Consider the following 25,982-nt stretch of genomic DNA (forward strand, 5'->3'; position numbering starts at 1 on the left):
TCGCCGTCCATGCCGCGCCAGACGAGGTCGAAACCAAAAGTCCTGATCGTGCTGCATCAGGAGAATTCGAGCCCCGGACGCGTCGGCCACATGCTGCTCGAAGAGGGCTTCGATCTCGACATCCGCCGCCCGCCGCTCGGCGACGCCTTGCCGGAAACGCTGGATGGCCACGCCGGCACGGTCGTCTTCGGCGGTCCGATGAGCGCCAATGACGAGGACGAGTTCGTCCGTCGCGAGACCAACTGGCTGCAGATTCCACTCAGGGAGAACCGGCCACTGCTCGGCATCTGTCTTGGGGCGCAGATGCTGGCCAATCATCTCGGCGGCAAGGTCGAGGGCCATGGCGAAGGGCTGGTCGAGATCGGCTGGTATCCCCTGAAAGCGACCGAGGCCGGCAAGAAACTGATGCACTGGCCAGAGATGGTCTACCAGTTCCATCGTGAAGGCTTTTCGCTGCCGAGCGACGCGACGCTGCTGGCCACGAACGAGACCTATCCCAACCAGGCCTTCCGCTATGGCGATAATGCCTGGGGCATCCAGTTCCACGGCGAACTGACCCGAGTGATGATGCAGCGCTGGGTGGTGCGCGGCGCCCATCGTTTCGAGCTGCCCGGTGCGCAGCCCGGCCGCGACCATCTCGGCGGCCGGTTGATCTGGGACATGCATTTGAAGCGCTGGCTCGACGAGTTTTTGCGCGCGATTTTTGGCGAGCCCGTGGCGCGTTAGAGCCTGGCCGGTGCTCCGACCCGCCGGCTTCTGACGACCGGCTTTCGGAGCCTAAAAACTAGTCCGAAAACGTCACGCTCACGCCGCGCTGCCGAAAATAAGCCTGCATCAACTTGCGGCCCGAGCGGTTGCTCTGCGCCAATTTGGCAGGATCGAACACCGCCTGTTTTATCCCCTCTCGCGCCAGCGCTGCCTTGAGCGTCGCGATATGGGCATCGATGTCGGCATTGTCCGCCCGCAGCGACGCATAGATGTTTTCGGTCGCTTCGGCCACGGTCGGTTCGCTCACTTGTGTCGTCCTTTGGTTGGTTCGGCGGCGGCTTAGCATAGATTCGCTGCCCCGTCAGTTTCGTCCTTTGAGGTGCCTCACCTTGCGCAGCGCCGGGAACAGATAGGCCCACAGGCCGGCAACCGCGACGGCGCCGACGCCGCCGATCACCACCGCCGGAACCGTGCCGATCAGCGCCGCCATGGTGCCGGCGCGAAATTCGCCGACCTCGTTGGAGGCGCCGACGAAGACCTGGTTGACGGCGTTGACGCGGCCGCGCACCTCGTCGGGCGTCCACAGCTGGATCAGCGTCTCCCTGATGTAGACACTGAACATGTCGGTGGCTCCGAGCAGGGCAAGTGCCACAATCGAGAGCCAGGTGAGCGTCGACAGGCCGAACAGCACGGTGCAGGCGCCGAACGCCGCCACGAAGCTCAGCATGATCTTGCCGGCACGGTCGCGGATCGGATGGCCCGCAAGCCAGACGGCGACGCAGATGGCGCCGATCCCCGGCGCCGAACGCAGCAGGCCGAGGCCCCAGGGGCCAAGTTGGAGGATGTCGCGGGCATAGACCGGCAACAGTGCCGAGGCGCCGGACAGAAGCACGGCGAAGAGGTCGAGCGAGATGGCGCCGAGTACGATCTTCTCGCTCCAGATGTAGCGGAAGCCGGCAAACAGCGTCTCCATCGTCGGCTTGTCGGTGGCGGTCTGTTGCGCGGGCTTGGGAATGGTGACGATCAGCAACGCGGCGGCGAGCATCAGGACTGCGGCCGTCGCATAGGCCACTTCCGCCGACACGCCATAGAGCAAGCCGCCGGCGACCGGGCCGACAATCGTCGCGGTCTGCCAGGCGGAGGAGTTCCAGGCGATGGCATTGGCGAAATCGCGCTGCGGCACGAGATTGGCGAACAGGGAGGACGAAGCCGGCCCGTAGAAGGCGCGGGCAATGCCGAACATGACCAGCACGGCGAAGATCGGCAGCGGGGTCGTAAGGCCGCGCAGGGTCAGAAACAGCAGAGCCAGCGCGCAGGCGCCTTCGACCAAGGTCGCCAGGGTCATGATCAGCCGGCGGCCGAAACGGTCGGCGACGACACCTGTAACCAGCACCAGAAGCAGCGACGGCAGGAACTGGACGATGCCGACAATGCCAAGATCGAACGGATCGCGCGTCAGATCATAGACCTGCCAGCCGACGGCCACCGAAACGATCATGGTCGCGAAAGTGGTGAGAAAGCGCGCCGTCCAGTAGCTGAGGAAGGCTCTGTGCCGGAAAGCGGCATAGCGCTGCTCCGGCAAGGTTTGTTCTGGTATCATGGAGTGAGGCCCCGTTGCGGTGGGCATCGGCTCGCGGGGCACTTCCCGAATGGGCGCTGTTCGACCAATGGAACTTGGTAAAGTTCGGGGCGGATATGCTTTAAAATCAGGTCCGGATCAAGCGACTTTCGATCCGCACCACCGATAGCACGCGGAAGTTACTGCCGCAGCGCAGCTGAAATCGCGTCCAGCCCGCCTTTCAACTCGGCCTCCCTCGGCCAGCCGAAGCCGACGCGGAAGAAGCGCTTTTCCATTTCGAACCAGTGGCCGGGCCCGACATAGGTGCCGTGATCTTCCAGCAGCCTGACATAGAAGCGGTCGAGGTCGAAGCCGGGTTCTACATCGAGGCGCGGGAAACCGACGACACCGCCTTCGGGCCGCACCCAGTCGACCAGCGGCTCGCGGTCGATCCAGGCCTGGACGATGTCCCGGCGCCTGGCCATTTCGGGCAGCAGCTTTGCCAGGAAAGCGTCCCGGCCCTCCAGCACGCCGCGCGCTATGCCTTCGTCGATGACGCTGCCGCAGATGCCGATCTGCTCCTTGGCGGCCAGAAATGTCTCCTGAAGGGCCGCATCCCTGGTGATCAGCCAGCCGATGCGGATGCCGGGAATGCCGAAGGCTTTCGACAGCGACGAGACGCTGATGGCTTTTTTGCTCAGCGAGGCCGCCAAAGGCAGGCGCCTGCCATAGGAGAGATCGCGATAGGTTTCGTCGACCAGCAGATAGCAGCCGCTGGTCTCGGCGAGCGCGACCAGCGCGTCCAATTCGGCACGGCTCATCATGGTGCCGGTCGGATTGTGCGGGCAAGTAACGCTGATCAGCTTCGTGTTCGGCCGCATCGCGGCCCTGACGCGCTCGACGTCGATGGCGAAGCCTTCGTCGAAGGCGAGGTCGACAAAGCTGATGGCGCAGCCGATCGCCCGCGGCGTTTCGATGTTGGTGGCGTAGTTGGGCCTGATGACGACGAGGTGATCGCTGGCCGAGAGCAGCGAGGTGGAGATGATGAACAACGCGCCGGCCGCACCGGCCGTGACCAGCACATCGTCGGGCGCGATGCCGGCATCCTGCGCGGCGATCAGCGCGCGCAATTCCCTGTCGCCGCGATGCTCGCCATAGAAGAGGGTCAGATCAGGCAGCGAGAGGCCGATGTCGGAGAGTTTCTGATCGGCGATCGAACTTTCGGAGAGGTTGTAACGGATGCGGTCGTAACCGTACTCCTCCGGCGCTTCTTTCTCGATCACCATCCTGGTGTAGTTCATGGCTTCCCCCAGATCGTCTTGTCCCAGGTTATCCAAGCCACAAAAGCACGAAGCCTGCCAAGGCGAATTCGCCGGCAGGCTTCTATTCCAGTCGTCCTAACAATTGGCTCAGCGTCCAAATAGCCTCAGGCCGGGACTTTGGCCTTCCGGCCCTTGCCTTTGACGGGGGCGACCACGGCGGCCTTGCGGCCAAGGCCGATCGACTTCGCCAGTTCGGAGCGCGAAGCCGCGTAGTTGGGGGCAACCATCGGATAGTCGGAAGGCAGGCCCCATTTGGCGCGATAGGCGTCCGGCGTCAGGCCGAAATGCACGCCGAGATGACGCTTCAGCGATTTGAATTTCTTGCCGTCCTCGAGGCAGATGATGAAATCCGGCGTCACCGACTTCTTCGGGTTGACGGCCGGGACCAGCGGTGCCGCCACCGGGGCGACCGGCTGGCCGAGCCCGCTGATCGAGGCGCTGACGCTGGCGATCAGCTCGGGAAGGCCCGACGCAGGCAGGCGATTCTTCTCGACATAGGCCGATACGATATGGGCCGTCAGCTCGAGAAGGTCGAGGGTCTTGCTGGCGTGGCTGTTTTCGTCGGTCAATCTATTTCCTCCATCCATGGCGCATAACCTCGAAAAGGGGGCCGTTTTCAAAAGGGATGATGCGCAAAATTAAAGTGGGTCGTCTTCGTGCGTCGCGCGCGACGCGATGTAGTGGGGCTGACTTCCTAGTCGGCAAATCTGCGCAATGCAATCTATCGCCGCGACATAACACGGCATTTTGAACAACTATACTAAGTTTTAATAATATCAGACGATCAGGGCCTTGTCGCGCCACAGACGAAATCCGCCTTCGAAGGCGCGTGTGTTGTCACCGCGCCTGGAGTCGGGGGGCAATTCGTCGAGCTTGTCGACATTGCCGCCGCCGATGACGACATAGTCTGGCTGCAGGGCGGCGCGCAGCCGGTTGACGACGTCGAAGACATGACCGCGCCACTTCTTCTTGCCGCGCTTTACGAGGCCACGTTCACCGACATAGTCCTCGAAACTCTGGCCTTTTCTGTAGGGAAGGTGGGCGAGTTCCATCGGCTGGCCGACATTGTCGAGGACCATCGCGGCACCGAGGCCGGTTCCGAGGCCGAGGAACAGCATGCGCCCGCCCTCATAGCTGCCGAGGGCCTGCATCAGCGCGTCATTGACCACCTTGACCGGCTTGCCGAACTCAGCGGTGAAATCGAAGCCGGCCCAGCCCTTGCCGAGATTCATGGGATCGAGCACCGGCTTGTTTTGACGCACGGGGCCCGGATACCCCATCGAAATGACGTCATAGGACAGGCCGTCGGCGAGCTTCTTCACCTTGTCGATCATCTGCCTTGGCGTCAGGTCAGGCCCGGAATCCGTCCGGCGCTCGGTGCCACCGTCGCTGGTCAGGATCTTGACGTGCGACCCGCCAATATCGATCGAAAGGACTACCTGCCCGGTGTCCGACGCAGCCTTCTTAACCACCTTGGCCATCTCGTCCCCTCCACTCATGCGACCGGGTCGATCCAGCCATTGGGCGGCCCGAAGCCGGCCATGGCGTCCGCTGGCCCCCACGTCTTCGGCTCGTAAAGATGCGGCGACGTGGTGTCGCCGAGCACCGGACCGACGATGCGCCAGGCGAGTTCGGCGGCGTCCTGGCGGGTGAAGAGCTGGCCGTTGCCGTTCATGGCGTCGCCGATCAGCCGTTCATAGGGCGGCATGTCGCCCTTCGAATCGTCGAGCGCGGTGAGTTCCACCTGCTCGCCAATCATGTCGTCGCCCGGCGCCTTGCGCTGGGCGCCGATGGCGATCATCACCTGCGGGTCGATGCGGAAGCGGACGTAATTCTGGTCGGCGGGCTTGATCGGGTCGAAGACGTCGAGCGGCGGCCGTTTCAGCCGCACCACCACCTCGGTGACATGCACCGGCATGTTCTTGCCGGCGCGGATGAAGAACGGCACGTCCTGCCAGCGCCAGGTGTCGACGAAGAAGCGCACCGCCGCGAAGGTCTCCACCGGCGAGTTCGGCGCCACGCCGGGCTCGGCGAGATAGCCGGTGAACTGGCCGCGCACGACATCGTCTTTCGTCAAGGTGCGGATAGCGCGCAACACCTGCACCTTCTCGTCGATCAGGTCGTCGGCGGAGCGGCCGACCGGCGGCTCCATGGCCAGGAGCAGCAGGATGTTGAGCAGATGGTTCTCGATGACGTCGCGGATGGCGCCGACATCGTCATAGAACCGCCCGCGCCCCTCGACGCCGAAATCCTCGGCCATGGTGATCTGCACGCTCTCGACGTAATTGCGGTTCCAGATCGGCTCCAGCAGGGAGTTGGCGAAGCGGAAATAGAGCAGGTTCTGGATCGCCTCCTTGCCGAGATAGTGGTCGATGCGGAAGATCGACTGTTCGTCGAACACCAGGTGCAGCACCCGGTTCAGCCAGCGTGCCGACTGCAGATCGTGGCCGAACGGCTTTTCGACCATCAGCCGTGCGCCATGCGCGGTGCCGGATTGCTCCAGCCCTTGCACGACGGTCTCGAACATGGACGGCGGCACCGCCATGTAATGCAGCGGCCGCTGGGCGCTGCCGAGTGCCGTCTTCAGCTTCTCGAAGGTCGTGGGATCGCGATAGTCGCCGCTGACATAGCGCAGCAGCGACGCGAACTTGGCGAAGACCGTCTCATCGACGGCGCCGAGGGCATGGACGATGCCGTCGCGGGCGCGGTCCTGCAACTGCTTCAAATCCCAGGCGTCGAAGGCGACGCCGATCACCGGTTCGGTGAGCGTGCCCTTGGCGACCATCTGGTAAAGCGCTGGAAATATCTTCTTGTGGGCGAGGTCGCCGGTCGCTCCGAAGAGCACCAGCGTATCGGACCGTTCCTGGCTCATGCGTGCGTCTCCCCTGTCGCCGTCACTTGCCGCCCTTCGGCTTTTCGATGTGGCCGCCAAAGGCATAGCGCATGGCGGACAACAGCTTGTCGGCGAATTCGGATTCGCCTTGCGAGGAGAAGCGGTCGAACAGGGCCGACGACAGCACCGGTGCCGGCACGCCGGTGTCGATCGCCGCCTTTAGCGTCCAGCGGCCCTCGCCGGAATCCGAGACCCGGCCGCCGAATTGCGCCAGACCCGGATCGCTCTTCAGCGCACCGGCGGTGAGATCGAGCAGCCAGGAGCCGATGACGCTGCCATGCCGCCACACCTCGGCCACCTGCGGAAGGTCGATGTCGAACTGGTAGTATTGCGGGTTTTCCAGCGGGCTTGTCTCGGCGTCCGCCGTCCGCTGCCGTTTGCCGGCATTGGCCGACTTCAGGATGTTCATGCCTTCGGCATAGGCGGCCATGACGCCGTATTCGATGCCGTTGTGCACCATCTTGACGAAATGGCCGGCGCCGCTCGGTCCGCAATGCAGGTAGCCATAGGGCGCGGTGCCGGCGGTCTTGTCCGGGGTGGGCGCTCCGGCATCAGCGCCAGGCGCCAGCGTGGCAAAGACCGAATCGAGGTGCTGCACCGCCACGTCGGGACCCCCGATCATCAGGCAGTAGCCGCGCTCCAGCCCCCAGACGCCGCCACTGGTGCCGACATCGACAAGATGCATGCCCTTGGTGGCCAGTTTCGCGGCCTGGTCGACGGCGTCGTGATAATACGAATTGCCGCCGTCGATGACGATGTCGCCAGGCTCCATTAGCGTCGCGACCTGATCGATGATCCTGCCGGTGATCGCCGCCGGCAGCATCAGCCAGACACAGCGCGGCTTGGCCAGCTTGCCGACGAATTCCTCGAGGGATGCCGCCCCCAAGGCGCCGTCGCTCACAAGAGCCGCGACGCTGGCCGGGTTGATGTCATAGACGACGCATTCGTGGCCGTCGCGCATCAGCCGCCGCACCATGTTGGCGCCCATCCGGCCCAGTCCCATCATTCCGATCTGCATGGTTTCGTCCCTGTTTCCTAGAGATTTTCTGGGGTTGTCGAGGAAGGATCTATTGGCTGTCCTGCGCGCCTGACATGACGGAGAAGTCGACATTCTCCCAATCGCCGGTTCCGGGCCAGAAAAAAGTGAAGATCAGCGTGCTTCCGTTGGGGAGGCTGGCCGTGGGCAGATCGACAAGGTGAAGGCCGAAAGCGTTTTCCGCTGTCCGGCTGTCGTGGGCGGTTGCCCAATCGTCCGTGCTCCAGTGGACGGTGGCCGCCGTCAGCAGCTCGACGCGCAATGTCTTGCCCTCGGGCAGTGCGCGGATCTTGTTGTTGAAGCGCCATGCCCTGAACGACGATACGGTCTTGTCCTGGATGTAGCGCTTCACGCCTTGCGGCGGCATGTCGAAGACGGCGCCGTCGCGTAGCGAGCGCACCAGCTTGATGTGTTCGGAATGCGCCCAGACCAGTGGCATGGCGCTGCCCGATGGCTTGCCATGCAGCAGCTCGCGCTCGGGAATATCGGCGCCGTCCCACACCTGTTCGGGCAGCAGGCCGCCAGGCCCGGCCGACCGCTCCAGCGCATCGAGCAAGCTGGACGCCTTGTCCTTGCGCCCGGCGGCCAGCTCGTAATGCGCCCTTTCGCCGGCCAGCAGGGGCCACGGCCGGCCCTGGCCGGTGCCGTCGAAGGGCGTGCCATCCTCGTGCTCGCCATAGCCGTCGCTGTTATAGCGGTACCAGAGCGGCCCTTGTGGCAGTTCGCAGCGCAGTTGCGCGTCGATGACCTTGACGGTGTCGACGATGCGCGGATCGTCGGCGGCTCTCAGGCCAAAGCGCACCAGGGCCAGCGCGTCAGGGCTGACGATTTCCTCGGCCGGTCGGTCGGTGTCGCCTGGTGGCCGGTTCTTGATCGGGACATAGCCGTCCTTCGGCGAGCCGGCTTCGGGGTCGTCTGGCGGCGCAATGCGGACGTAATAGCCGCCGACCCCGACGGCCTTGCAGATGGCGGTGCCGGTGACATAGGTCCAGCGTTCGACCTGGTCGTTCCAGCAGTCGGCGGTTTCGCGCAGGTAGGCCGCCTCCGCCGCTTTGCCGCAGGCATCGAGCAGGTCGGCGCCGGCAAGCAGTGCCGCGATCTCGACGGCCAGCGTGAACGGGCTATAGCCGGCGTCTTCTTCCCAGCGGTCCTCGCCGGTGACCGGACCATTGCGCACGACATAGGAGGCGGCGCGCTCGATCATCGGCAGGAAGGCCTTCACCCTGGCACGCGGCAAGTGGCCAGCGCGCTGCAGGGCATCCGCCAGCAGCAAGGGAAAGGCGCATTCGTCCATCTGAATGCCGGGCCAATAGGCCGTGCCGTCGAGCCAGGCGTTCTGCGGCCAATGGCCGTCCGGCTGCTGGACGGAGCGGAGATATTCCAGGATCCGCAGTGCCGAGGCGACATCGCCGGCGGCGAGAAAGCCGCCCGCCGTTTCGACCAGGTCGCGCGGCCAGATAAGATGGTAGCCGCCGAGATCATCGTCTCCTTTGTTGAATCCCCACGGGATCGACAGGCTGGCCACCGCAGCGCCGGGCATTGCCGACGACCGGTGGGTTGCCAGCACGGCGGTGGAGACGCGATAGCTGTTCACTCCGGGGACCGCGTGGCGGTCCAGTGGCAGCAGCCCCGCCTGCCATTTGCGCCATTGTTCGACGTAGGATTTCGCCGCCGGCTCAAAGCCCCGCTTCAGGCTGGCGAAGGCGTTTTCGGCGGCTTCGTCCGGTGTCGTCCCAAAACCCAGCGCCAGCACGGTTTTTGTGTTGGCGGCGGTGAAGCCGATCTCGCCGGTCAGCGCGACATTGCCGTCCTCGGCACGCCGGCAAGCCGTATCGAGCTTGCCGGTATTGTCGAGTTGCTGCCAGCCGTCGGAGAAGCCGACATAGCCGGCCGAGCAATCCCGCCAGGGCAGGGACGAGGCCAGCGCCAGGCAGGTGCCGCGCCCCGAGGCAAACAGGACAGGCTTTCCCTGGTACTCGCCGACCCAGGCGGTGTTGCCCATGCCGGCATTGACCAGATGCGGCGCCAGAAGCGCGTAGACGCAGTAATCGGCCGCGGAGCCCTTGAGCGGGCTGAAGGTGATTTCCTGCAGCAAGGTCGGGCGCGCCGGATCGGCCAGAATACGCTTCTCGATCCGGTAGGCGCCGTCGTCGGCTGTATTGACCAGCCTGTAGGCGGGCACGCCGTCCTCGAACGGCTCTATGCCGTGCGAGGCATCGCGCTTCTCCTCGGAGAAATAGCCATCCATGCCGGTGACGATCAGGCCGAGGTCGCGCGTGCAGGCGCTGTCGACGCGCGGGTAGTACACCTCGTTCAGGATGCCGTGGCTGGTGGTGAACCAGACGCGGCCGGACGGCGAAAGCGCCGAGCCGACTCCGCTCTTGGCGCTTGAGGTCCAGCGCGCGGGAATTCCCGGCGCGCCCGGCGGCACAATCGGCGTCACTGCCATGCTTGTTCGCTCTCCTGGCCCGCATGCCTAGCCATCAAACGAAGCCATTTCAATCAGCGCACCGCAAGTTGATCGGCGGCGCACATCGGATTGCAGTTGACAGCCCGCCGGCCTTCTGCACTTTTGTCTGACAATAGATAAAAAACAGGATCGCAATCGCGAAATTCGTCGACAATCAAACTGATCAGCAACTCTCGGGAGGAGTCTCACATGAAGAAACTATTGGTTCTCAGCACGCTTGCGGCGGTGCTCGCGGCCGGTACGGCTTTTGCCGACACCAGCGGCAAGAAGATCGCGTTCTCCAACAATTATGCCGGCAATTCGTGGCGGCAGGCGATGCTCGACAGCTATGGCATCGTCACCAAGAAGGCCGTCGACGACAAGATCGTCGGCGCGGCCGATGTCTTCACCACCGCCGACAAGGAGGTGCCGACCCAGGCCGCCCAGGTGCAGAACCTGATCCTGCAGGGCTATGACGCCATCGTCATCAACGCCGCCTCGCCGGATGCGCTCAACGGCGCCATCAAGCAGGCCTGCGATGCCGGCATCACTGTCGTCTCCTTCGACGGCACCGTCACCGAGCCCTGCGCCTACCGCGTCGTCGTCGACTTCAAGGACATGGGCAAGCAGGAAGTCGAGCATATGGCCAAGTTCCAGCCCAAGGGCGGCAATCTGCTTGAAATCCGGGGGCTTGCCGGCACCTCGATCGACGATGCCATCCATGCAGGCATCCTCGAAGGCGTGGCCGCGCATCCCGAATTCAAGATCGTCGGCTCTGTCACCGGCGACTGGGACCAGACCACGGCTCAGAAGGCGGTGGCGACCATCCTGCCGTCGCTGCCCGACGTCGTCGGCATCGTCGACCAGGGCGGTGACGGCTATGGCGCCGCGCAAGCCTTCGCCGCCGCCGGCAAGCCGCGCCCGACCATCATCATGGGCAACCGGCAGGACGAATTGAAGTGGTGGAAGGAACAGAAGGACAAGGACGGCTATCAGACCTGGTCGGCTTCGATCGCGCCGGGCGTCTCGACGCTCGCCTTCTGGGTGGCGCAGCAGGTGCTCGATGGCCGCAAGGACATTCCGCACGATCTGCTGGTGCCGTATCTGGCCTTCACCCAGGACGATTTCGAGGCGGCCTTGCCCAAGATCAAGGAGGGCGGTGTCGCCACCCACGAATACACGCAGGAAGATGCCATCGCGGCGATCAAAGCCAATATCAAGTGAAAGTCGCAGACGCGTTGCCGCGGGCATCACCGAGCGGATATCGTTGAGCATGGCTGCAGGCGACACGGACATCATCAGACTGGGCGGCGCCGAAAACCAATTCGGCGCCGCCAGTGTTGATATCGTAAGACTTGACGGTGCAGAAAAGCATTTTGGCGCCGTCAGGGCGCTGGGCGGGGTGGATTTCCATGTCTGGCCCGGCGAATGCGTCGGCCTCGTCGGCCATAACGGCGCCGGCAAGTCGACGCTGATGCACATGGTGGCCGGGACCTCGACGCCCGACAGCGGCACGATCACCGTGCATGGCGGCATCGAGGACAACTACTCGGTGTCGCGGGCGCAGCAGCTCGGCATACGCTGCGTGTTCCAGGAACTGTCGCTGTGCCCCAATCTCAGCGTCGCCGAAAACACGCGCATCAACCATGCTTCGCTCACCGGCTTCGGCTGGCGGCGCAAGGCGGCAGAGCTGATCGCCGCCAAGCTGGATGAAATCTTTCCGGACCATGGCATCTCGGCCTGGGACATTGTCGGCGATCTGTCGATCGGCCGGCGCCAGATGGTCGAGGTGGCGCGTGCCTTCACCGTGACGCAGGACAGGCTCGACCTGGTCATCCTCGACGAACCGACCTCGTCGCTCGACGCGCACACATCAGGCCAGTTGCTGGCCTTCGTGCGCCGCTTCGTCGCCGGTGGCAAAAGCTGCATCCTGATCTCGCACGTGCTGGGCGAGGTGCTGCGGAACGCCGACCGGATCGTTGTGATGCGCGACGGCAAGGTGGTGGCGTCGGACGCGGCTGGTGTCTTCGATCGCGACCGGCTGGTGACCGTGATGGGCGGAGCCGAGGCGCGCGCGAAGACCGCCGCGCAGGCCGCCGCCGCCAACACAGGCGCCAATCCGCTGCGCGTGCGGGCGCGGCCGGCCGGACAGGCGGATGGCAAGGACCTCGTCGCGCGCGCGGGCGAGATCATCGGCCTTGCCGGCCTGGCCGGTCACGGACAGACCGACTTGCTGCTGCGCATCTTTGACGCCGCCGCACGCGCCAAGACCGGCATCGAGGTGACGGCGCCGGTGGCCCTGGTGGCAGGCGACCGCCAGTCCGATGGCATTTTCCCGCAATGGTCGATTGCCGAAAACATTGGCATCCGCTCGCTGGCGCGCTTGCGCAACGGGCTGTTGATTTCACCCCAGCGTGAGGCCGAATTGGCCGCGTTCTGGCAGAAGAAGATCGGCATCCGCACGCCTGACATGAACAACAATATTTTCTCGCTGTCGGGCGGCAACCAGCAGAAAGCGCTGTTCGCCAGGGCGCTCGGCTCCGATGCCCAGATCGTGCTGATGGACGACCCGATGCGCGGCGTCGACATCGGTACCAAGCTGGAGGTCTACGATCTCGTGCGCGAGGAGGCGGGCCGCGGACGCACCTTCCTCTGGTACACGACCGAAACCGAAGAGCTCGACAATTGCGACCACATCTATGTCTTCAAGAACGGCCGCATCGTCGCCAATCTGACGCGCGACGAGCTGACCGAAGAGAAGATCATCCAGTCCTCCTTCGGCGATGCGGCCTGAGATGACGGCGACGCCAATCGACAATGGCTTCAAGGGATCGGCGGCACGCAATGCGGCGGCGCGGGCGCGGCTGTTGCGCGGCCTGCTGCCCGCGCTATCGCTGGCGCTGGTGTTGCTCGCGATCGCCTGGCTCAATCCGCGCGCCATCAGCTATTTCGGCTTCAGCCTGATGTTGAACCTGGCGATTCCGATCGCGCTGGCGACGATCGCGCAGATGTTCGTCATCGCCGGCAACGAGCTTGATCTCTCGATCGGCACCTTTGTCGGTTTTGTCGGTTGCGTCACCGCGACCTGGCTTAAGGATGCGCCGCTCATCGGCATCCTCATTCTCGCCGGATCGATCGGCATTTATGCGCTGCTCGGCGCGCTGATCCATCTGCGCAACCTGCCCTCCATCGTGGTGACGCTCGGCATGAGCTTCGTCTGGCAGGGCCTCGCCATTCTCGTCCTGCCAAAACCGGGCGGCAAGGCGCCGGACTGGCTGCTGGCGATCATGTCGTTCAAGCCGCCTTTCATTCCGTTTCCGATCATCGCCGCGCTGCTGATCGCGGCCGTCGTGCATTTCGGCCTGATGCGTACCTCCTACGGGGTGATCCTGCGCGGCTCGGGCGGCAATCCCGCGGCGCTCAAGCGCGCCGGCTGGTCGCTGCTCAAGACCAAGATCGTGCTGTTTGCGCTGGCCGGCCTGTTCGGCGTTCTGTCGGGCATGGCGCTGATCGGCATCACCACCTCGGCCGATGCCAATATCGGCAATGGTTACACGCTGCTGGCCATCGCCGGCGTCATCCTCGGCGGCGGCGAGTTCGTCGGCGGCCGGGTCTCGCCGATCGGCGCCGTCATCGGCGCGCTGACGCTGGCGCTGGCCGCCTCGCCGCTGCTCACCTTCATGCACATTCCGCCCGACTGGCAGGTGGCCGCCAACGGCGCCATCCTGATCATCGTGCTTGCGGCGCGGGTGCTGATCAGCCGCAGGGAAAGGTGAGCGATGGCTTCGCTGAAAACCCTGCTCACAAAACCCTGGATCTGGTCGTTTGTCGGTGCGCTGCTGGTGTGGTTGGCGACGATCGCCTTCACCGGGGGCTATGGCGGCGGCGGCATGGTCACGGCGGCATTGTCGCTTGCCGTGTTTACCGTCATCGTCGGCGTCGGCCAGATGTTCGTCATTACGCTTGGACCTGGCAATGTCGACCTGTCGCTGCCGGCCAATATCGGCCTCGCCAGCGCGGTCGCCATGAAGGTGATGGGCGGCAGCGATGCCATGATCCTGGTCGGATTGCTGGCGGCGCTCGCCTGTGGCGCCGCGATCGGGACCATCAACTATCTCTTGATCTGGGCGCTGCGCATTCCGCCGATCATCGCCACGCTGTCGGCGAGCTTCATCATCCAGTCGGTCGACATCAGCTATGGGCGCGGACTGCAGATCAAGCCGCCGCCTGGCTTCGCCGATTTCACCAACTGGCAGGTGCTGGGCGTGCCCGTGCTGGCGATCCTCACTGTGCTGTTCACCATCGGTGCGGCCATCGCCTTACAGCGCATGATCTATGGCCGCTCGGTGCTGGCGATCGGCCAGAACATCCGCGCCGCCTGGCTCGCCGGCGTCAATGTCGGGCGGATCCGTTTTCTCACCTATACGCTGTCGGGCGCGCTCGGCGGCATCGATGGCGCGCTGCTCGCCGGTTATTTCCGCGGCGCCAATGTCGACATCGGCAACGAATACCTGCTCGCTTCGATCGCCGTGGTCGTCATCGGCGGCACGTCGGTGGCGGGCGGCAAGGCGAATGTGCCGGGCGTCTGGGGCGCGGCGCTGTTCCTGGTGCTGCTGCTCACCATGCTCAACACATTCGGCGTCAGCGCCGGGGTGCGTCTCCTGCTGACCGGGCTTATCATCGTAGGGGTGATTACGGCTGCGGGCGGCGAGAAGGCGGTGCGCTGACCGCAACGTCTCCGGCGCGACCGCAGCCTATCCGCCAACCATTGGACCAGCCGGTTCCCATTCGCGGCGTGGCCTTGTAAACCGGTCCCCGATCTCAGTCGGTCTTGGGAGGCCCCCACTTGTCCAGTTCTGTCAGCGTCGCGAACGAGGGTGGCGTCGCCATCGTCACCATCGACAATCCGCCGGTAAACGCGCTGAGTTTCCACGTCCGCGAACCGCTGATGCAGGCTCTGGTCGCTTTGCGCGATGACGCATCGGTCGCGGCCATCGTCATCGCTTGCGCCGGCCGGACCTTCGTTGCCGGCGCCGACATCACCGAATTCGGCAAGCCGATGCAGCAGCCGGAATTGCGCGCCATCGTGGCGGTGCTGGAAGCCATTGCCAAGCCGACGGTCGCCGCCATCCACGGTACCGCGCTCGGCGGCGGGCTGGAATTGGCGCTCGGCGGCCATTTCCGGGTTGCCGATCAAGGCGCAAGGCTCGGCCTGCCCGAGGTGAAGCTCGGCATCCTGCCCGGTGGCGGTGGCACGGTGCGGCTGCCGCGCCTGGTTGGCGCCACCAAGGCATTGAAGATGATCGTTTCCGGTACACCGATCGGTGCCGATGAGGCATACGGCGCCGGCCTGGTGGATGCCGTTTTCGAAGGCGATCTGACCACCCACGCCGTGAATTTCGCTCGCGAAATGGCCCGCAAGGGCGGTCCGTTCACGCCGGTGCGCGACCGCGATGACGTCCTGAAGGAAACCGACCTTGCCGCCTTCGATGCGGAGACTGCGGATCTTGCCCGCAAAGCGCGTGGCCTCGAAGCGCCAATTGCCTGTGCGCAGGCGGTGCGCAATGCCGTCACGCTGCCCTTCGACGAGGCGCTGGCGGAGGAGCGGGCGCTGTTCGTCAAGCTTGTCGCCAGCGACCAGTCGCGCGCCCAACGGCATCTGTTTTTCGCCGAACGCGAGGCGGCCAAGCTTCCCGGCAAGGACGTCGTCAAGCGCAGGATCGCCCGCGTCGGCGTCATCGGCGCCGGCACGATGGGCGGCGGCATTGCCATGGCCTTCGCCAATGGCGGCTTTCCCGTCACCTTGCTGGAAACCAGCCAGGAGGCGCTGCGGCGCGGGCTGGCGACGATCGAGAAGAATTACACCGTCTCGGTTGCACGCGGCTCCTTGAGCGAGGATGCCAAGCGGCAGCGGCTCGCCCAGTTCAAAGGCACGATCGACCATGCCGATCTCGCCGAGTGCGACCTGATCGTCGAGGCGGCGTTCGAGGACATGGCGGTCAAGAAAGAAATCTTCGGGAAGCTCGACGCAGCGGCGAGGCCGGGCGCCATCCTCGCCACCAACACCTCTTATCTCGACATCGACGAAATCGCCGCCTCGACCTCGCGGCCGCAGGATGTGCTCGGCCTGCATTTCTTCTCGCCGGCCAACGTCATGAAGCTGCTGGAGATCGTGCGCGCTGAAAAAACGGCGCCCGATGCGCTGGCGACCGTGATCGACCTTGCGCGCCGGATCGGCAAGGTGGCTGTCGTCGTCGGCGTCTGCCACGGCTTCGTCGGCAACCGTATGCTGGCCGCGCGCGGCTCGGAATCCGAAGCGCTGCTGCTCGAAGGTGCGACCCCCAGCCAGATCGACAAGGCGTTCACCGATTTTGGCTGGCCGATGGGTCCGTTCCAGATGGGCGACCTTGCCGGTCTCGACATCGGCTGGCGTAACCGCAAGGCGCGGGGCCTGACGGCCGTCATCGCCGACACGCTGTGCGAACAGGGGCGTTTCGGCCAGAAAACCGGCCGTGGCTTCTATCTCTACGAGAACGGCTCGCGCACGCCGGTGCCCGATCCCGAGGTCGAGGCGCTGATCCGCGACAAGGCGGCGGAAAAGGGCATCGTGCCGCGCACGATAGGCGCCGACGAAATCATCGAGCGCACACTCTATCCCCTGGTCAATGAAGGCGCGAAGATTCTGGAAGAGGGCATCGCGGGTCGTGCGTCCGACATCGATGTCGTCTGGGTCAATGGCTATGGCTTTCCCATCGGCAAGGGCGGCCCGATGTTCTGGGCCGGCCTCGAAGGCGCGGCCAGGATCGTCGGGCGACTCAGGTATTGGCATGAGCAGACGGGCAAGGATGTCTTCAAACCGGCGCCCTTGCTCGAGCGGATGGCCGAAACCGGCTCATGGGAAGCCTGATCCGGCGTAGTCAGCGGCCTGCGGGAATCACCGGATCCGCGCGTCGATGATCTCGACGAAGCGGGCGAAAAGGCCAGCCTGCGACTTGATGTTGAGCTTGCGGTAGATGTTGCGGCGATGGACCTTCACGGTTCCCGGCACGATGCGCATGGCCCTGGCGATCGATTCCGTCGAATGGCCCTGCAGCACCAGGTCGACGACGTGTTTTTCGCGCGGCGTCAGCGACAGGCTTTTCCAGATATGGGCGCGGTCGAACTCGTTGACCTCGGTGATTTCCTCGTCCTGCTTCGTCTCGGCCGGTTCGTCGGCGGGAAGAGTTGGCCAGCGCAACCTGGTGAAGCTGATCACCGCCGGCGCCATGTCGCGCAGCAGCCTGGCATCGGCGGTGCCGAACGGACCGGAAGCGCTAAGCCGCATCAGCGACAGCACCAGCGCATCCTTGCCCGGCAGCGGCACGAAGAAGCCGACTTCCTCGGCCAGCCTGGTCTGGCTGTAATAGGAGCGAAAATATTCGCTGGCGTAGAAACGATCAGGAGCCAGTTCGCGCATGCGCCAGAACCCTTCCTTGCGCTCGACCGCCGCGTGATGGAAGGGGTCGAGCAGATAGGGGCCTTCCTGATAGAGCGCGACGAAGACGTGGCTTTCGGCCGGCGTGAAGGTCTCGAACAGCAGTGGCGGGCGCGCGGCACCCCGATAACCGAAGATCACGCAATGGTCGAAGCCGACATGCTGCCGCAGCCAATCGACCATCGCTTGGCCGAAGACATCCCCGCTCGTCTCCCGCGTCGCCGCGACAAGCGTGGCGAGCCGGCGGTATTCGTCGCTGCGGGAAGCGCTCAATCCAATACCCCCTTAAACGGGAAAATAGATCAGATATACCACCTGCGAGGTATATACTAGCTGCCATTAGCTCTGGTAGCGTCTTGAAATCGCATCGTCCTGGAGCCCGCAGCCTTGACCGCAGTGCCCGACATCGAATTTCGCGGCGTCGCCAAGCGCTATGGCGCGGTGACCGCGGTCAGCGGCATCGACCTTGCCGTGCCGCCCTCCGCCTTCGTTGCGCTGCTTGGACCGTCCGGCTGCGGCAAGACCACCTGCCTGCGCATGATCGGCGGGTTCGAACAGCCGAGCGAAGGCCAGGTGTTCATCCGTGGCCAGGACATGGCCGGCACGCCGCCCTACCGACGGCCGGTCAACATGGTGTTCCAGCAATACGCGCTGTTTCCGCATCTCGATGTCGAAGCCAACGTTTCCTACGGGCTGCGCCAGGCAAGGCCACGGCTGTCGTCGCGCGATATCGGCCTGCGGGCTGGCGAAGCGCTCGAAATGGTGCGACTCGCCGGCTATGGCGGCCGCAAGATCCACGAACTGTCCGGCGGCCAGCAGCAGCGTGTCGCGCTGGCGCGTGCATTGGTCAACAAGCCGGCGGTGCTGCTGCTCGACGAGCCGCTTGCGGCGCTCGACAAGAAGCTGCGCACCGACATGCAGATCGAGCTGCAGAACCTGCAGCGCGAGATCGGCATCACCTTCGTGCTGGTGACCCACGACCAGGAGGAAGCGCTGTCGATGAGCGATTTCGTCTGCGTCATGAATGGCGGGCGCATCGTCCAGCTCGGCCAGCCGAGCGAGATCTATGACGAGCCGGCCGACCTGTTCGTCGCCGATTTCGTCGGCAAGACCAATCTCTTGAGCGGCACCGTCGCCGGGCACACGGGCGACCTGGTGGACGTGGCGCTGGCGGACGGCACTGTGGTCGCGGCGCGCAAGCGAACCGCGCTTCGACAAGGCGAGACCGTCTCGGTCAGTCTGCGTCCCGAATCACTCAGCCTTGGCGCTCCCGAAAGCGGTCCGCTCAAAGGCATCGTCCGTAACCGGATATTCCTCGGCTCGACCGCGGAATACGCGATCGAAGTGCAGGGCATCGGCACTTTGCTCGCCAAGGCTGATCACCTGATCGGCCAAGGCAATCTCTTCAAGCCGGGTGAACCCGTCGCCATCGGCTATGCCATGGGAACGCCGCTGGCGTTTCCGGAAACCAAGAACAACGGGATCAACCAGAGGGTAAACAAACATGTCGAAATCATATCGTGACGGACTGCCGATAAGCCCAGAGAATTTCGTCGACCAGCTGATGCGCCTGAAGCGCGGCTCGATCGGCCGCCGCGACTTCCTTGGCCTCACCGGCCTTGGCATCGCAACGGCGGTGATGGCGCGCGAGATCGGCATCATGCCGACCCCTGCCTTCGCCGCCGAAAGCCTTGGCGACCGCATGTCGATCGCCACCTGGCCGAATTACCATGACCCGCAGACCTTCGAGAACTTCAAGAAGGACACCGGCGTCGCCGTCGAGGTCAACGTGTTCGGCTCCAATGAGGAGATGCTGGCCAAGCTGCAGGCCGGCGCCTCGGGCTGGAGCCTGTTCGTGCCAACCAATTATACGATCTCGACCTACAAGAAGCTCGGCATCATCGAGCCGCTGGAGATGGCGAAGCTGCCGAATTTCGACGGCACCCAGGAAGATCCGCGCTTCACCTCCGAGGGCACGATCGACAAGGTGATCTACGCCGTGCCGAAGAACTGGGGCACCACGGGCTTTGCAGTGAACACCAAGAAGCTGACCAAGCCGATGACGAGCTGGAAGGAGTTCTGGGATACCGCCATGGCCGAGGGCGATGGCCGCACCATGGTGCACGACTACCAGCTCACCACCATCGGCAACGCGCTGAAATATTACGGCTATTCGTTCAATTCGCTTAAGCAGGACGAGCTCGCCAAAGCAGAGGAACTGCTGCTGAAGGTCAAGCCGCATCTGTTCGCCGTCTCGTCCGATTACCAGCCGGGTATGCGTGCGGGCGATGCTTGGATGACGATGTGCTGGACCAATGACGGTGCGCAGCTGCATCGCGACATTCCCGAGATCGCCTACGTGCTGGGCAAGGAAGGCGGCGAGATCTGGACCGATTTTTATGCCATCCCGAAGGATGCGCCGAACAAGCCCGCCGGTTACGCGCTGCTCAACTATCTGATGAACCCCCAGGTCGCGGTGAAGGAGCACCTCGCCAACGGCGCGCCTTCGACGGATGCGCGCGTCAACAAGCTGCTGCCCAAGGAAGTGCTCGACAATCCGATCCTCTATCCGGCGGCGGAGCTGTTGACGCCGCTCGAATTCGGCGCGGCGGCAACGCTGACCGACCCGGGCCGTGCCGAACTGATGGCGCGCTTCAAATCGGCTTGAGACTGGCCTGGATAAAGACAATCGACCGGCGGGCCCATGCTCGCCGGCACCGGGGCGGTTTCGATGCACGGCAACAGATTTCGGCGTAATTTCCTGACCGCCTTGCTGCTCGCGCCGGCGACGGCATGGCTGGTGGTCTTCCTGGTGCTGCCATTCATCGCCATCGCCGTGTTCAGCGTCGGCGAGCGGGCGCCCGAGGGCGGCTACCAGGCAGCCTTCACGCTGGCGCAGTATGCCAATCTCCCGGCACGGGCGACCGCGTTCTGGAACACGATGGTGCTGGCGCCAGTGGGCGCGCTCGCCTGCCTGCTCGTCGCCTATCCCGTCGCCTATTACCTCGCCTTGCAGGCGCCGCAGCGCTGGCGGCTGATCCTGCTCGCGCTGGTCGTCATTCCGTTCTGGACCAGCCTTTTGATGCGGACCTATGCCTGGATGTACATTCTAGGTGGACGCGGCATCCCGGCGCTGCTCGCCTTTGCCGGCATCGAGGATGTCAGGTTGATCAACACGCCGGGCGCGGTCCTGCTCGGCATCGTCTACGGCTATCTGCCGCTGATGATCCTGCCGATCTATGTCAGCCTCGAACGGCTCGACCGAAGGCTGCTGGAGGCCTCCGCCGATCTCGGCGCGAGGCCGTTGTCGACCTTTCTCGGCGTGACCCTGAAGCTGTCGCTGCCGGGCGTGATGACCGGCTTCTCGCTGGTCATGATCCTGCTGCTCGGCGAATACCTGATCCCGACGCTGCTTGGCGGCGGAAAGGTGTTCTTCATCGGCAACGCGCTGGTCGACCTCTTCCTGCAGTCGCGCAACTGGCCGTTCGGGTCGGCCATCGCGATCACGCTGGTGCTGGTCTCGGTGGTGGTGCTGATTGTCGCCAACCGCATTTCGAACCGCGTTGCTGGCGCTCGCCGGGTGGACCTCATCTGATGCGCGCCTTCGTCATTGCCGTCTTTGCGTTCCTCTATCTGCCGATCGTGCTGGTCGTGCTGTTTTCCTTCAACGCCGGCCACCATGCCAGCGAGTTCACCGGTTTCTCGGTGCAGTGGTATGGCAAGGCCCTGTCCAACCCGTTCCTGGTCGAGGCGCTGAAGAACAGCCTGTTCATCGCCAGCACCAGCGCCCTGCTGGCGGCGGTGTTCGGCACCGCGGCGGCGCTTGGCCTGGCGCGTGTCGGCGCCAGAACCCGCGCCGTCTTTGACGGCCTGCTTGGCGCGGCGATCGTCGTTCCGGGCGTCGTCATCGGCATCTCGACGCTGGTCGCGCTCGTTCAGCTGTTCGCGGTCGTCAATCCGTTCCTCGCCTCGGTCTGGCCGGGCGACCAGCCGCCGCGCCTGTCGCTTGGCTACGGCTCGATCATCGCCGCGCATGGCCTGTTCTCGATGGCGCTGGTAACGATGATCGTCGGCACGCGGCTCGGCAGCCTCGATCGCAATCTGGTCGAGGCCTCCAGCGATCTATACGCCACGCCGTTGACGACCTTCCGCTCGATCGTCCTGCCGCAGATCATGCCGGCGGTGGTCGCCGGTTTCCTGCTCGCTTTCACCTTCTCCTTCGACGACTTCATCGTCGCCTTCTTCGTCGCCGGCGCGCAGACGACGCTGCCGATCTATGTCTTTGCCTCTATCCGGCGCGGCGTAACGCCGGAGATCAACGCCATCGCGACGATCGTGCTCGTCGCCTCCGTCCTGCTCGTGGTGCTTGCCCAATGGCAACTGCGCCAGCGCAAGCCGTCAAACTGAAAGCCGCTCCATGATCCTCAAAGACCGCATCGCCGTGGTGACAGGCGCCGGCTCCGGCATCGGACGTGCCGGCGCCATGATCATGGCCAGGGAAGGCGCGGTGGTCGTCATCGCCGACAGGGACGGGACCGCCGGCGAGGCAACGGCCGCGGATATCCGGGCGGCGGGCGGCCGGGCCGAGGCGATCGCGACCGACGTCTCGAACGACAATGCGATCGACCAACTCATCGTCGGCACGCTCGACAGACATCAGCGCATCGACATCCTGCATAATCATGCCGGCATCCAGGTCGGCGGCACGCTGACCGAGGTCGAGACCGCCGGCATGGACGCATCCTGGCGGGTCAATGTGCGGGCGCAATTCCTCGCGGCGAGGATCGTGATGCCGTCGATGATCGCGCAAGGCGGTGGCGTCATCCTCAACACGGCTTCGAATTCGGGTGTGTTCTACGACCGCGAGATGATCGCCTATGCGACGTCGAAACATGCCGTGGTGGCGATGACCAGGCAGATGTCGCTCGACTATGCCCGGCACAATGTGCGCGTCAACGCGCTTTGCCCGGGCTGGGTCGACACCCCATTCAACGAGCCGTTCATCGCCCAGATGGGCGGACGCGAGGCGATCGAAACCTATGTCCGCACCAAGATCCCGATGGGGCGCTGGGCGGTGGCCGAAGAGATCGCCGAGGCGATCCTGTTCCTGGTCTCGGACCGTTCATCCTTCATGACCGGGCAAGCGCTGGTGATCGACGGCGGCGAGAGCATCGGCTGACGCTGCTTTGATCGATCGACCTTTCCCAGTTCAGCCCCGCTTTTTCTGTCGTTTCGCGGGATGCCGGACGGCACAAGACCATGGTCTGGCGGGCATGGGACTTCAGTGCCAAGCCAGGTCAAAGCGGTATATTTCCTTGTCTTTTCAATTGGTTATTGATCCGATGCAGCGCGCGCTCTCGGATTGAGACCGCATTTGTCTAAAGTTTACCGGGTATGATTAGTGATTTCTCATACGCAGGTGGTTCAGCGGTGGGCGAGTGCGGCGATTCCCGAGGAGATTAGCATGACAAACCGGAAAACACTGTTCGCGGCCGTGGCCGCATTGGCGCTTCTGGCGTCTCCGGCGCTCGCCGGCAATGGGCATGGCAATGGCGGCGGCAATGCTGGAGGCAATGGCGGCGGCAACGGCAATGGCGGCGGCAATGGCGGCACCCATGGGAATGGCAACGGCAACAGCGGTGCTTCGCACGGCAAGTCATCGTCGGCACCGGGACGGGCAGCCAAGACGGACACGGACACAACGGCCGACGCCACGGTCGATACGAACACAAAGGTCTCGTCCGTGCCCAAGGAGAAGAATATCCACGCCAAGCTTGGCCGGCTGAATTCGCTGCAGCGCAACGTCAACGCCTATATGAACTCCAAGAGCAAGAAGTTCGCCGCCGTTCAGGCATTCGTGACGCAGTCCGCGAAAGCCAAGAACGCGCAGACCGCGGCTGCGGCGGCCGCTGCCACAGCTGCCGCGGCCCAGGCTCAACTGGATACGCTGAATTCGCAGTTGAGCGCACTGACGTCGCTGTCTCAGGCCGAAATCGACGCCATGACAGCCGAACAGCAGGCGGCCCTGCCCGGCCAGATATCGGCTCTGCAGGCTGACATCACTGCCCAGCAGGCGGTGGTCGACGCCGACAATACTGCGGCCGATGAGGCTGCGGCCGCGGCTGCGGCGGCAGCGGTCGGCACCGATGATGCATCGCTCGATGCGGCGCTGACCGACATGGCCAACAAGCCGGTCGACGCCGAGGTCACGGCCTGGGCCCAAGGTGTTCTTGCCGGCAAGATCGACCAGACGGCGGCCAAGCTTCAGGCGGGAACGACGCCGTAGCGGTTCGTCGCTGAAAAGGCAGTAGTCACCAAAGGAGATGCCGCTGGGCTTGGCCCGGCGGCATTGTTTTCCTCCTGGAGCCCTTCCGTTCAACCACAACGCAGAACCGCTCCTCGCTTCGACCTGATTGTCGGCGAAAAAAGCCGAGCGCGGCTTGTCGACTGGCTGGTGGCCCACAAGACCGGTGGTGAGCGCATCAGGGCGGGCCTGCCGAGAGGCTGGAAATGCGGCGACAAGACCGGACCGGCGAGCGCGGCAGTACCAATGAGCCGTTCCGGGTCATGCATCAACGTCTTCCGGCCGAAGCAATCGTTGCGCGAGCACCTCAATACACTCGACCATCTCGACAACCGGCGATATGAAATGGGTGCCGATCTGTTTCGCATCCACCTGCGCCTCTCCCGCAGCCGGCGGCCGCAGGCGGCCAGGCACGGGGCCGCACTGTTCGGCGTGATCAGCCGGCCGGATTGAAGAGGATGAATTGACGCGTAAAGCCAGCCCGACCATCGCGCTGTTTTCCAAGGCGGGCTCTGGCGCCGCGCTGAACTGCATTGGCATCGCACAGGCCTTGCGCGCCCGGGGCGCCCAGCCTTCATCCACCACGGCGGCAATAAAAGCTTTTGCGAGGCGCTGCGCTTCGGCGTGCCGTCGCTGATCATGCTCTATTGCTGGGGCGACAATGCGCAACGCGCCGGAGAGACCGGCGATCATATCGGCCGCGACGGCTGGACCGAAGGGGGATTGAAGAGAGCCATTCTCGGCCTGCTGGCCGATGACGCCACGCCCGCCCGCCTCAGGGACAATGCAGCAGCCGAGATGGCGCTGAAATCCGGAACGGACGTGGCCGCGCAAGCCATTCTCTCCCCGATACGGACATGAACGAAATGCTTGATAAGAACACGAATACCGCAATCAACGACCCCAAGGCCTGGCTCACGCAGCACGGCATCACCGAGGTCGAGTGCCTGGTGCCCGACATGAACGGCGTGTTGCGCGGCAAGGCGCTGCCGACCGCCAAACTCCTCAAGGCGCTGGAAGACCGCGCGCTCTACCTGCCGAGCAGCGCCTTCCTGGTCAGCATCGACGGTCGCTATTCCGGCTCTATCGACGAGGGTTTTGCTTATTCGGACCCCGACATGCGCATGGTGCCCGATCTCTCGACGCTATGCCTGGCGCCGGGTGCGGGGGCGGGCAAGGCCTATGTCTTCGCCGACGCCTTCCACATGGACGGCAGGCCATGGATGGCCTCGCCACGCCATGTGCTGCGCGCCGTGCTCGATCTCTATCGCCAGCGCGGCTGGGGCGCGGTGGTGGCGCCGGAACTTGAATTCTATCTGACCGCACCGAATCCCGATCCGGACAAGCCCCTCACCGCCCCGGTCGGCGCCAATGGCCGCGCCGAGGGTGTGCAGCATCCCTATGACATGGCCGCGCTGGAAGAATTCGAGCCGGTGATCCGGCGCATCTACGACTATTCAGCGGCGGCCGGTCTGCCGCTCGACACGCTGATCCATGAATCGGGTACGGCGCAGCTGGAAATCAACCTGCTGCATGGCGACGCCCTGCCGCTTGCCGACCAGGTGCTTTTATTCAAGCGGTTTACGCGCCAGGCCGCGCAGCAATGCGGCATGCATGCGACCTTCATGGCCAAGCCGATCGCGGCCCAGGCCGGCAACTCGATGCATCTGCACATGTCGGTCGTCGACGAGGCCGGCAATGCGCTTTTCGCCAGCCGCGACGATGCCGACACCGGGATGTTCGGCCACTTCATCGGCGGCTTGCAGAAATACGTTCCGGAAATCATGCCGCTGTTCGCGCCAAACGTGAACTCTTTCCGCCGCATAAGGCCCAACCACAGCGCACCCGCCAATATCGAGTGGTCGCATGACAACCGCTCCTGCGGCCTCCGCGTGCCGGCGGGGGGACGCGCAGCGCGGCGGGTGGAGAACCGGCTGCCTGGGGCGGATTGCAATCCCTATCTGGCGATCGCCGGGTCGCTGCTTGCCGGCTATCTGGGCGTCGAGCAGAAATTGGCGCGCTCGGCCGAGGCGTCGGGCAATGCCTACAAGATCAGGAGCACGCTGCCTAAGACCATGGAGGAGGCGCTGGATCGTTTCGAGGCTTGTGCCCCGGTGCGAGAGCTGCTCGGCGAGGACTTCTTCCAGACCTATCTGCGCGTCAAGAGCGTCGAACTCGACCTATTCCAAAGCGTGGTGACGAGCTGGGAACGCGACCATCTCTTGCTGAAGGTGTGAT

The 25,982-nt window shown here is 64.3% G+C and carries 22 protein-coding genes and 1 pseudogene; 14 read left to right on the forward strand and 9 right to left on the reverse strand.

The features are described from left to right. Positions 1 to 9 precede the first annotated feature (9 nt). Positions 10 to 726, forward strand: a complete 717-nt coding sequence (locus tag FJ943_RS03345) for a glutamine amidotransferase (protein ID WP_140719786.1) — start codon at positions 10 to 12, stop codon at positions 724 to 726. Between the two features lie 58 nt (positions 727 to 784). Here FJ943_RS03345 and FJ943_RS03350 read toward each other — a convergent pair whose 3' ends face one another. The 8 genes from FJ943_RS03350 to FJ943_RS03385 form a co-directional block, all read right to left on the reverse strand. Next, positions 785 to 1,054 (reverse strand): hypothetical protein, encoded by a 270-nt coding sequence (locus FJ943_RS03350; protein WP_051041236.1) that lies wholly within the window; start codon positions 1,052 to 1,054, stop codon positions 785 to 787. 15 nt (positions 1,055 to 1,069) lie between these two features. Continuing rightward, a complete protein-coding gene (locus FJ943_RS03355; RefSeq protein WP_140719788.1) occupies positions 1,070 to 2,308 on the reverse strand; it encodes an MFS transporter in 1,239 nt (412 codons plus the stop codon). A gap of 158 nt (positions 2,309 to 2,466) precedes the next feature. Then, a complete protein-coding gene (locus FJ943_RS03360; protein ID WP_140712311.1) occupies positions 2,467 to 3,567 on the reverse strand; it encodes an aminotransferase class I/II-fold pyridoxal phosphate-dependent enzyme in 1,101 nt (366 codons plus the stop codon). A gap of 125 nt (positions 3,568 to 3,692) precedes the next feature. After that, positions 3,693 to 4,157 carry a MucR family transcriptional regulator gene (locus FJ943_RS03365; RefSeq protein ID WP_140618397.1) on the reverse strand — a complete coding sequence of 155 codons (465 nt, stop codon included), beginning with the start codon at positions 4,155 to 4,157 and terminating at the stop codon, positions 3,693 to 3,695. A 207-nt stretch (positions 4,158 to 4,364) separates the two neighbouring features. Further along, entirely contained in the window at positions 4,365 to 5,069 is a 705-nt protein-coding gene (locus FJ943_RS03370; RefSeq protein WP_015315077.1) for an ROK family protein, read from the reverse strand. Positions 5,070 to 5,083: 14 nt separating this feature from the next. Beyond that, positions 5,084 to 6,460: a glucose-6-phosphate dehydrogenase gene (zwf, locus tag FJ943_RS03375; protein WP_140719790.1), complete on the reverse strand. Its 1,377-nt coding sequence runs from the start codon at positions 6,458 to 6,460 to the stop codon at positions 5,084 to 5,086. Positions 6,461 to 6,482: 22 nt separating this feature from the next. Continuing rightward, the gene (gnd, locus tag FJ943_RS03380) at positions 6,483 to 7,499 is read right to left on the reverse strand and encodes a phosphogluconate dehydrogenase (NAD(+)-dependent, decarboxylating) (protein WP_140719792.1); all 1,017 of its coding nucleotides are present in this window, start codon (positions 7,497 to 7,499) and stop codon (positions 6,483 to 6,485) included. 49 nt (positions 7,500 to 7,548) lie between these two features. Then, complete coding sequence (locus tag FJ943_RS03385) at positions 7,549 to 9,966, reverse strand: glucan 1,4-alpha-glucosidase (protein ID WP_140719794.1); 2,418 nt, start codon at positions 9,964 to 9,966, stop codon at positions 7,549 to 7,551. A gap of 210 nt (positions 9,967 to 10,176) precedes the next feature. Between FJ943_RS03385 and FJ943_RS03390 the strand changes: the two genes are divergently transcribed. From FJ943_RS03390 to FJ943_RS03410, 5 genes are all read left to right on the forward strand, one after another. Next, positions 10,177 to 11,190 (forward strand): ABC transporter substrate-binding protein, encoded by a 1,014-nt coding sequence (locus FJ943_RS03390; RefSeq protein WP_140719796.1) that lies wholly within the window; start codon positions 10,177 to 10,179, stop codon positions 11,188 to 11,190. Positions 11,191 to 11,239: 49 nt separating this feature from the next. After that, complete coding sequence (locus tag FJ943_RS03395) at positions 11,240 to 12,760, forward strand: sugar ABC transporter ATP-binding protein (protein ID WP_246671820.1); 1,521 nt, start codon at positions 11,240 to 11,242, stop codon at positions 12,758 to 12,760. A 1-nt stretch (position 12,761) separates the two neighbouring features. Further along, entirely contained in the window at positions 12,762 to 13,742 is a 981-nt protein-coding gene (locus FJ943_RS03400; RefSeq protein ID WP_015315083.1) for an ABC transporter permease, read from the forward strand. 3 nt (positions 13,743 to 13,745) lie between these two features. Continuing rightward, entirely contained in the window at positions 13,746 to 14,693 is a 948-nt protein-coding gene (locus FJ943_RS03405) for an ABC transporter permease (protein ID WP_015315084.1), read from the forward strand. A 119-nt stretch (positions 14,694 to 14,812) separates the two neighbouring features. Then, positions 14,813 to 16,873 (forward strand): 3-hydroxyacyl-CoA dehydrogenase NAD-binding domain-containing protein, encoded by a 2,061-nt coding sequence (locus FJ943_RS03410; protein ID WP_140719798.1) that lies wholly within the window; start codon positions 14,813 to 14,815, stop codon positions 16,871 to 16,873. Positions 16,874 to 16,900: 27 nt separating this feature from the next. Here FJ943_RS03410 and FJ943_RS03415 read toward each other — a convergent pair whose 3' ends face one another. Next, the gene (locus FJ943_RS03415; RefSeq protein ID WP_140719800.1) at positions 16,901 to 17,713 is read right to left on the reverse strand and encodes a LuxR C-terminal-related transcriptional regulator; all 813 of its coding nucleotides are present in this window, start codon (positions 17,711 to 17,713) and stop codon (positions 16,901 to 16,903) included. 114 nt (positions 17,714 to 17,827) lie between these two features. On the opposite strand from FJ943_RS03415, the gene FJ943_RS03420 reads away from it, so the two are divergent. The 8 genes and pseudogenes from FJ943_RS03420 to FJ943_RS03465 all read left to right on the forward strand — a co-directional run bounded on the left by FJ943_RS03420 (position 17,828) and on the right by FJ943_RS03465 (position 25,981). Further along, positions 17,828 to 18,964 (forward strand): ABC transporter ATP-binding protein, encoded by a 1,137-nt coding sequence (locus tag FJ943_RS03420; RefSeq protein WP_140719802.1) that lies wholly within the window; start codon positions 17,828 to 17,830, stop codon positions 18,962 to 18,964. After that, positions 18,945 to 20,108 (forward strand): spermidine/putrescine ABC transporter substrate-binding protein, encoded by a 1,164-nt coding sequence (locus FJ943_RS03425; protein WP_015315088.1) that lies wholly within the window; start codon positions 18,945 to 18,947, stop codon positions 20,106 to 20,108. Before FJ943_RS03420 ends, FJ943_RS03425 begins: the two co-directional genes overlap by 20 nt. Positions 20,109 to 20,144: 36 nt before the next feature. Then, positions 20,145 to 21,035, forward strand: coding sequence for an ABC transporter permease (locus FJ943_RS03430; protein ID WP_181174478.1), 891 nt, complete (start codon positions 20,145 to 20,147; stop codon positions 21,033 to 21,035). Beyond that, positions 21,035 to 21,847 (forward strand): ABC transporter permease, encoded by an 813-nt coding sequence (locus tag FJ943_RS03435; RefSeq protein WP_015315090.1) that lies wholly within the window; start codon positions 21,035 to 21,037, stop codon positions 21,845 to 21,847. Before FJ943_RS03430 ends, FJ943_RS03435 begins: the two co-directional genes overlap by 1 nt. 10 nt (positions 21,848 to 21,857) lie before the next feature. Further along, positions 21,858 to 22,619 (forward strand): glucose 1-dehydrogenase, encoded by a 762-nt coding sequence (locus tag FJ943_RS03440; protein ID WP_015315091.1) that lies wholly within the window; start codon positions 21,858 to 21,860, stop codon positions 22,617 to 22,619. 285 nt (positions 22,620 to 22,904) lie between these two features. After that, the gene (locus tag FJ943_RS03445) at positions 22,905 to 23,726 is read left to right on the forward strand and encodes a hypothetical protein (RefSeq protein WP_140719804.1); all 822 of its coding nucleotides are present in this window, start codon (positions 22,905 to 22,907) and stop codon (positions 23,724 to 23,726) included. A gap of 591 nt (positions 23,727 to 24,317) precedes the next feature. Next, positions 24,318 to 24,605, forward strand: a pseudogene (locus FJ943_RS30220) (glycosyl transferase family 1); the annotation flags it as partial. A 5-nt stretch (positions 24,606 to 24,610) separates the two neighbouring features. Then, positions 24,611 to 25,981 carry a glutamine synthetase family protein gene (locus FJ943_RS03465; protein WP_140616880.1) on the forward strand — a complete coding sequence of 457 codons (1,371 nt, stop codon included), beginning with the start codon at positions 24,611 to 24,613 and terminating at the stop codon, positions 25,979 to 25,981. Position 25,982 lies beyond the last annotated feature (1 nt).

It is taken from the genome of Mesorhizobium sp. B2-3-10, from assembly GCF_006442275.1.
Taxonomy (GTDB): Bacteria; Pseudomonadota; Alphaproteobacteria; order Rhizobiales; family Rhizobiaceae; genus Mesorhizobium; species Mesorhizobium australicum.

Coding starts and splice junctions, on each gene's coding strand:
- FJ943_RS03345 (WP_140719786.1), top strand. CDS start 10: ATGCCGCGCCAGACGAGGTCGAAACCAAAAGTCCTGATCGTGCTGCAT.
- FJ943_RS03350 (WP_051041236.1), bottom strand. CDS start 1,054: ATGCTAAGCCGCCGCCGAACCAACCAAAGGACGACACAAGTGAGCGAA.
- FJ943_RS03355 (WP_140719788.1), bottom strand. CDS start 2,308: ATGATACCAGAACAAACCTTGCCGGAGCAGCGCTATGCCGCTTTCCGG.
- FJ943_RS03360 (WP_140712311.1), bottom strand. CDS start 3,567: ATGAACTACACCAGGATGGTGATCGAGAAAGAAGCGCCGGAGGAGTAC.
- FJ943_RS03370 (WP_015315077.1), bottom strand. CDS start 5,069: ATGGCCAAGGTGGTTAAGAAGGCTGCGTCGGACACCGGGCAGGTAGTC.
- zwf (WP_140719790.1), bottom strand. CDS start 6,460: ATGAGCCAGGAACGGTCCGATACGCTGGTGCTCTTCGGAGCGACCGGC.
- gnd (WP_140719792.1), bottom strand. CDS start 7,499: ATGCAGATCGGAATGATGGGACTGGGCCGGATGGGCGCCAACATGGTG.
- FJ943_RS03385 (WP_140719794.1), bottom strand. CDS start 9,966: ATGGCAGTGACGCCGATTGTGCCGCCGGGCGCGCCGGGAATTCCCGCG.
- FJ943_RS03390 (WP_140719796.1), top strand. CDS start 10,177: ATGAAGAAACTATTGGTTCTCAGCACGCTTGCGGCGGTGCTCGCGGCC.
- FJ943_RS03395 (WP_246671820.1), top strand. CDS start 11,240: ATGGCTGCAGGCGACACGGACATCATCAGACTGGGCGGCGCCGAAAAC.
- FJ943_RS03400 (WP_015315083.1), top strand. CDS start 12,762: ATGACGGCGACGCCAATCGACAATGGCTTCAAGGGATCGGCGGCACGC.
- FJ943_RS03405 (WP_015315084.1), top strand. CDS start 13,746: ATGGCTTCGCTGAAAACCCTGCTCACAAAACCCTGGATCTGGTCGTTT.
- FJ943_RS03425 (WP_015315088.1), top strand. CDS start 18,945: ATGTCGAAATCATATCGTGACGGACTGCCGATAAGCCCAGAGAATTTC.
- FJ943_RS03430 (WP_181174478.1), top strand. CDS start 20,145: ATGCTCGCCGGCACCGGGGCGGTTTCGATGCACGGCAACAGATTTCGG.
- FJ943_RS03435 (WP_015315090.1), top strand. CDS start 21,035: ATGCGCGCCTTCGTCATTGCCGTCTTTGCGTTCCTCTATCTGCCGATC.
- FJ943_RS03440 (WP_015315091.1), top strand. CDS start 21,858: ATGATCCTCAAAGACCGCATCGCCGTGGTGACAGGCGCCGGCTCCGGC.
- FJ943_RS03445 (WP_140719804.1), top strand. CDS start 22,905: ATGACAAACCGGAAAACACTGTTCGCGGCCGTGGCCGCATTGGCGCTT.
- FJ943_RS03465 (WP_140616880.1), top strand. CDS start 24,611: ATGCTTGATAAGAACACGAATACCGCAATCAACGACCCCAAGGCCTGG.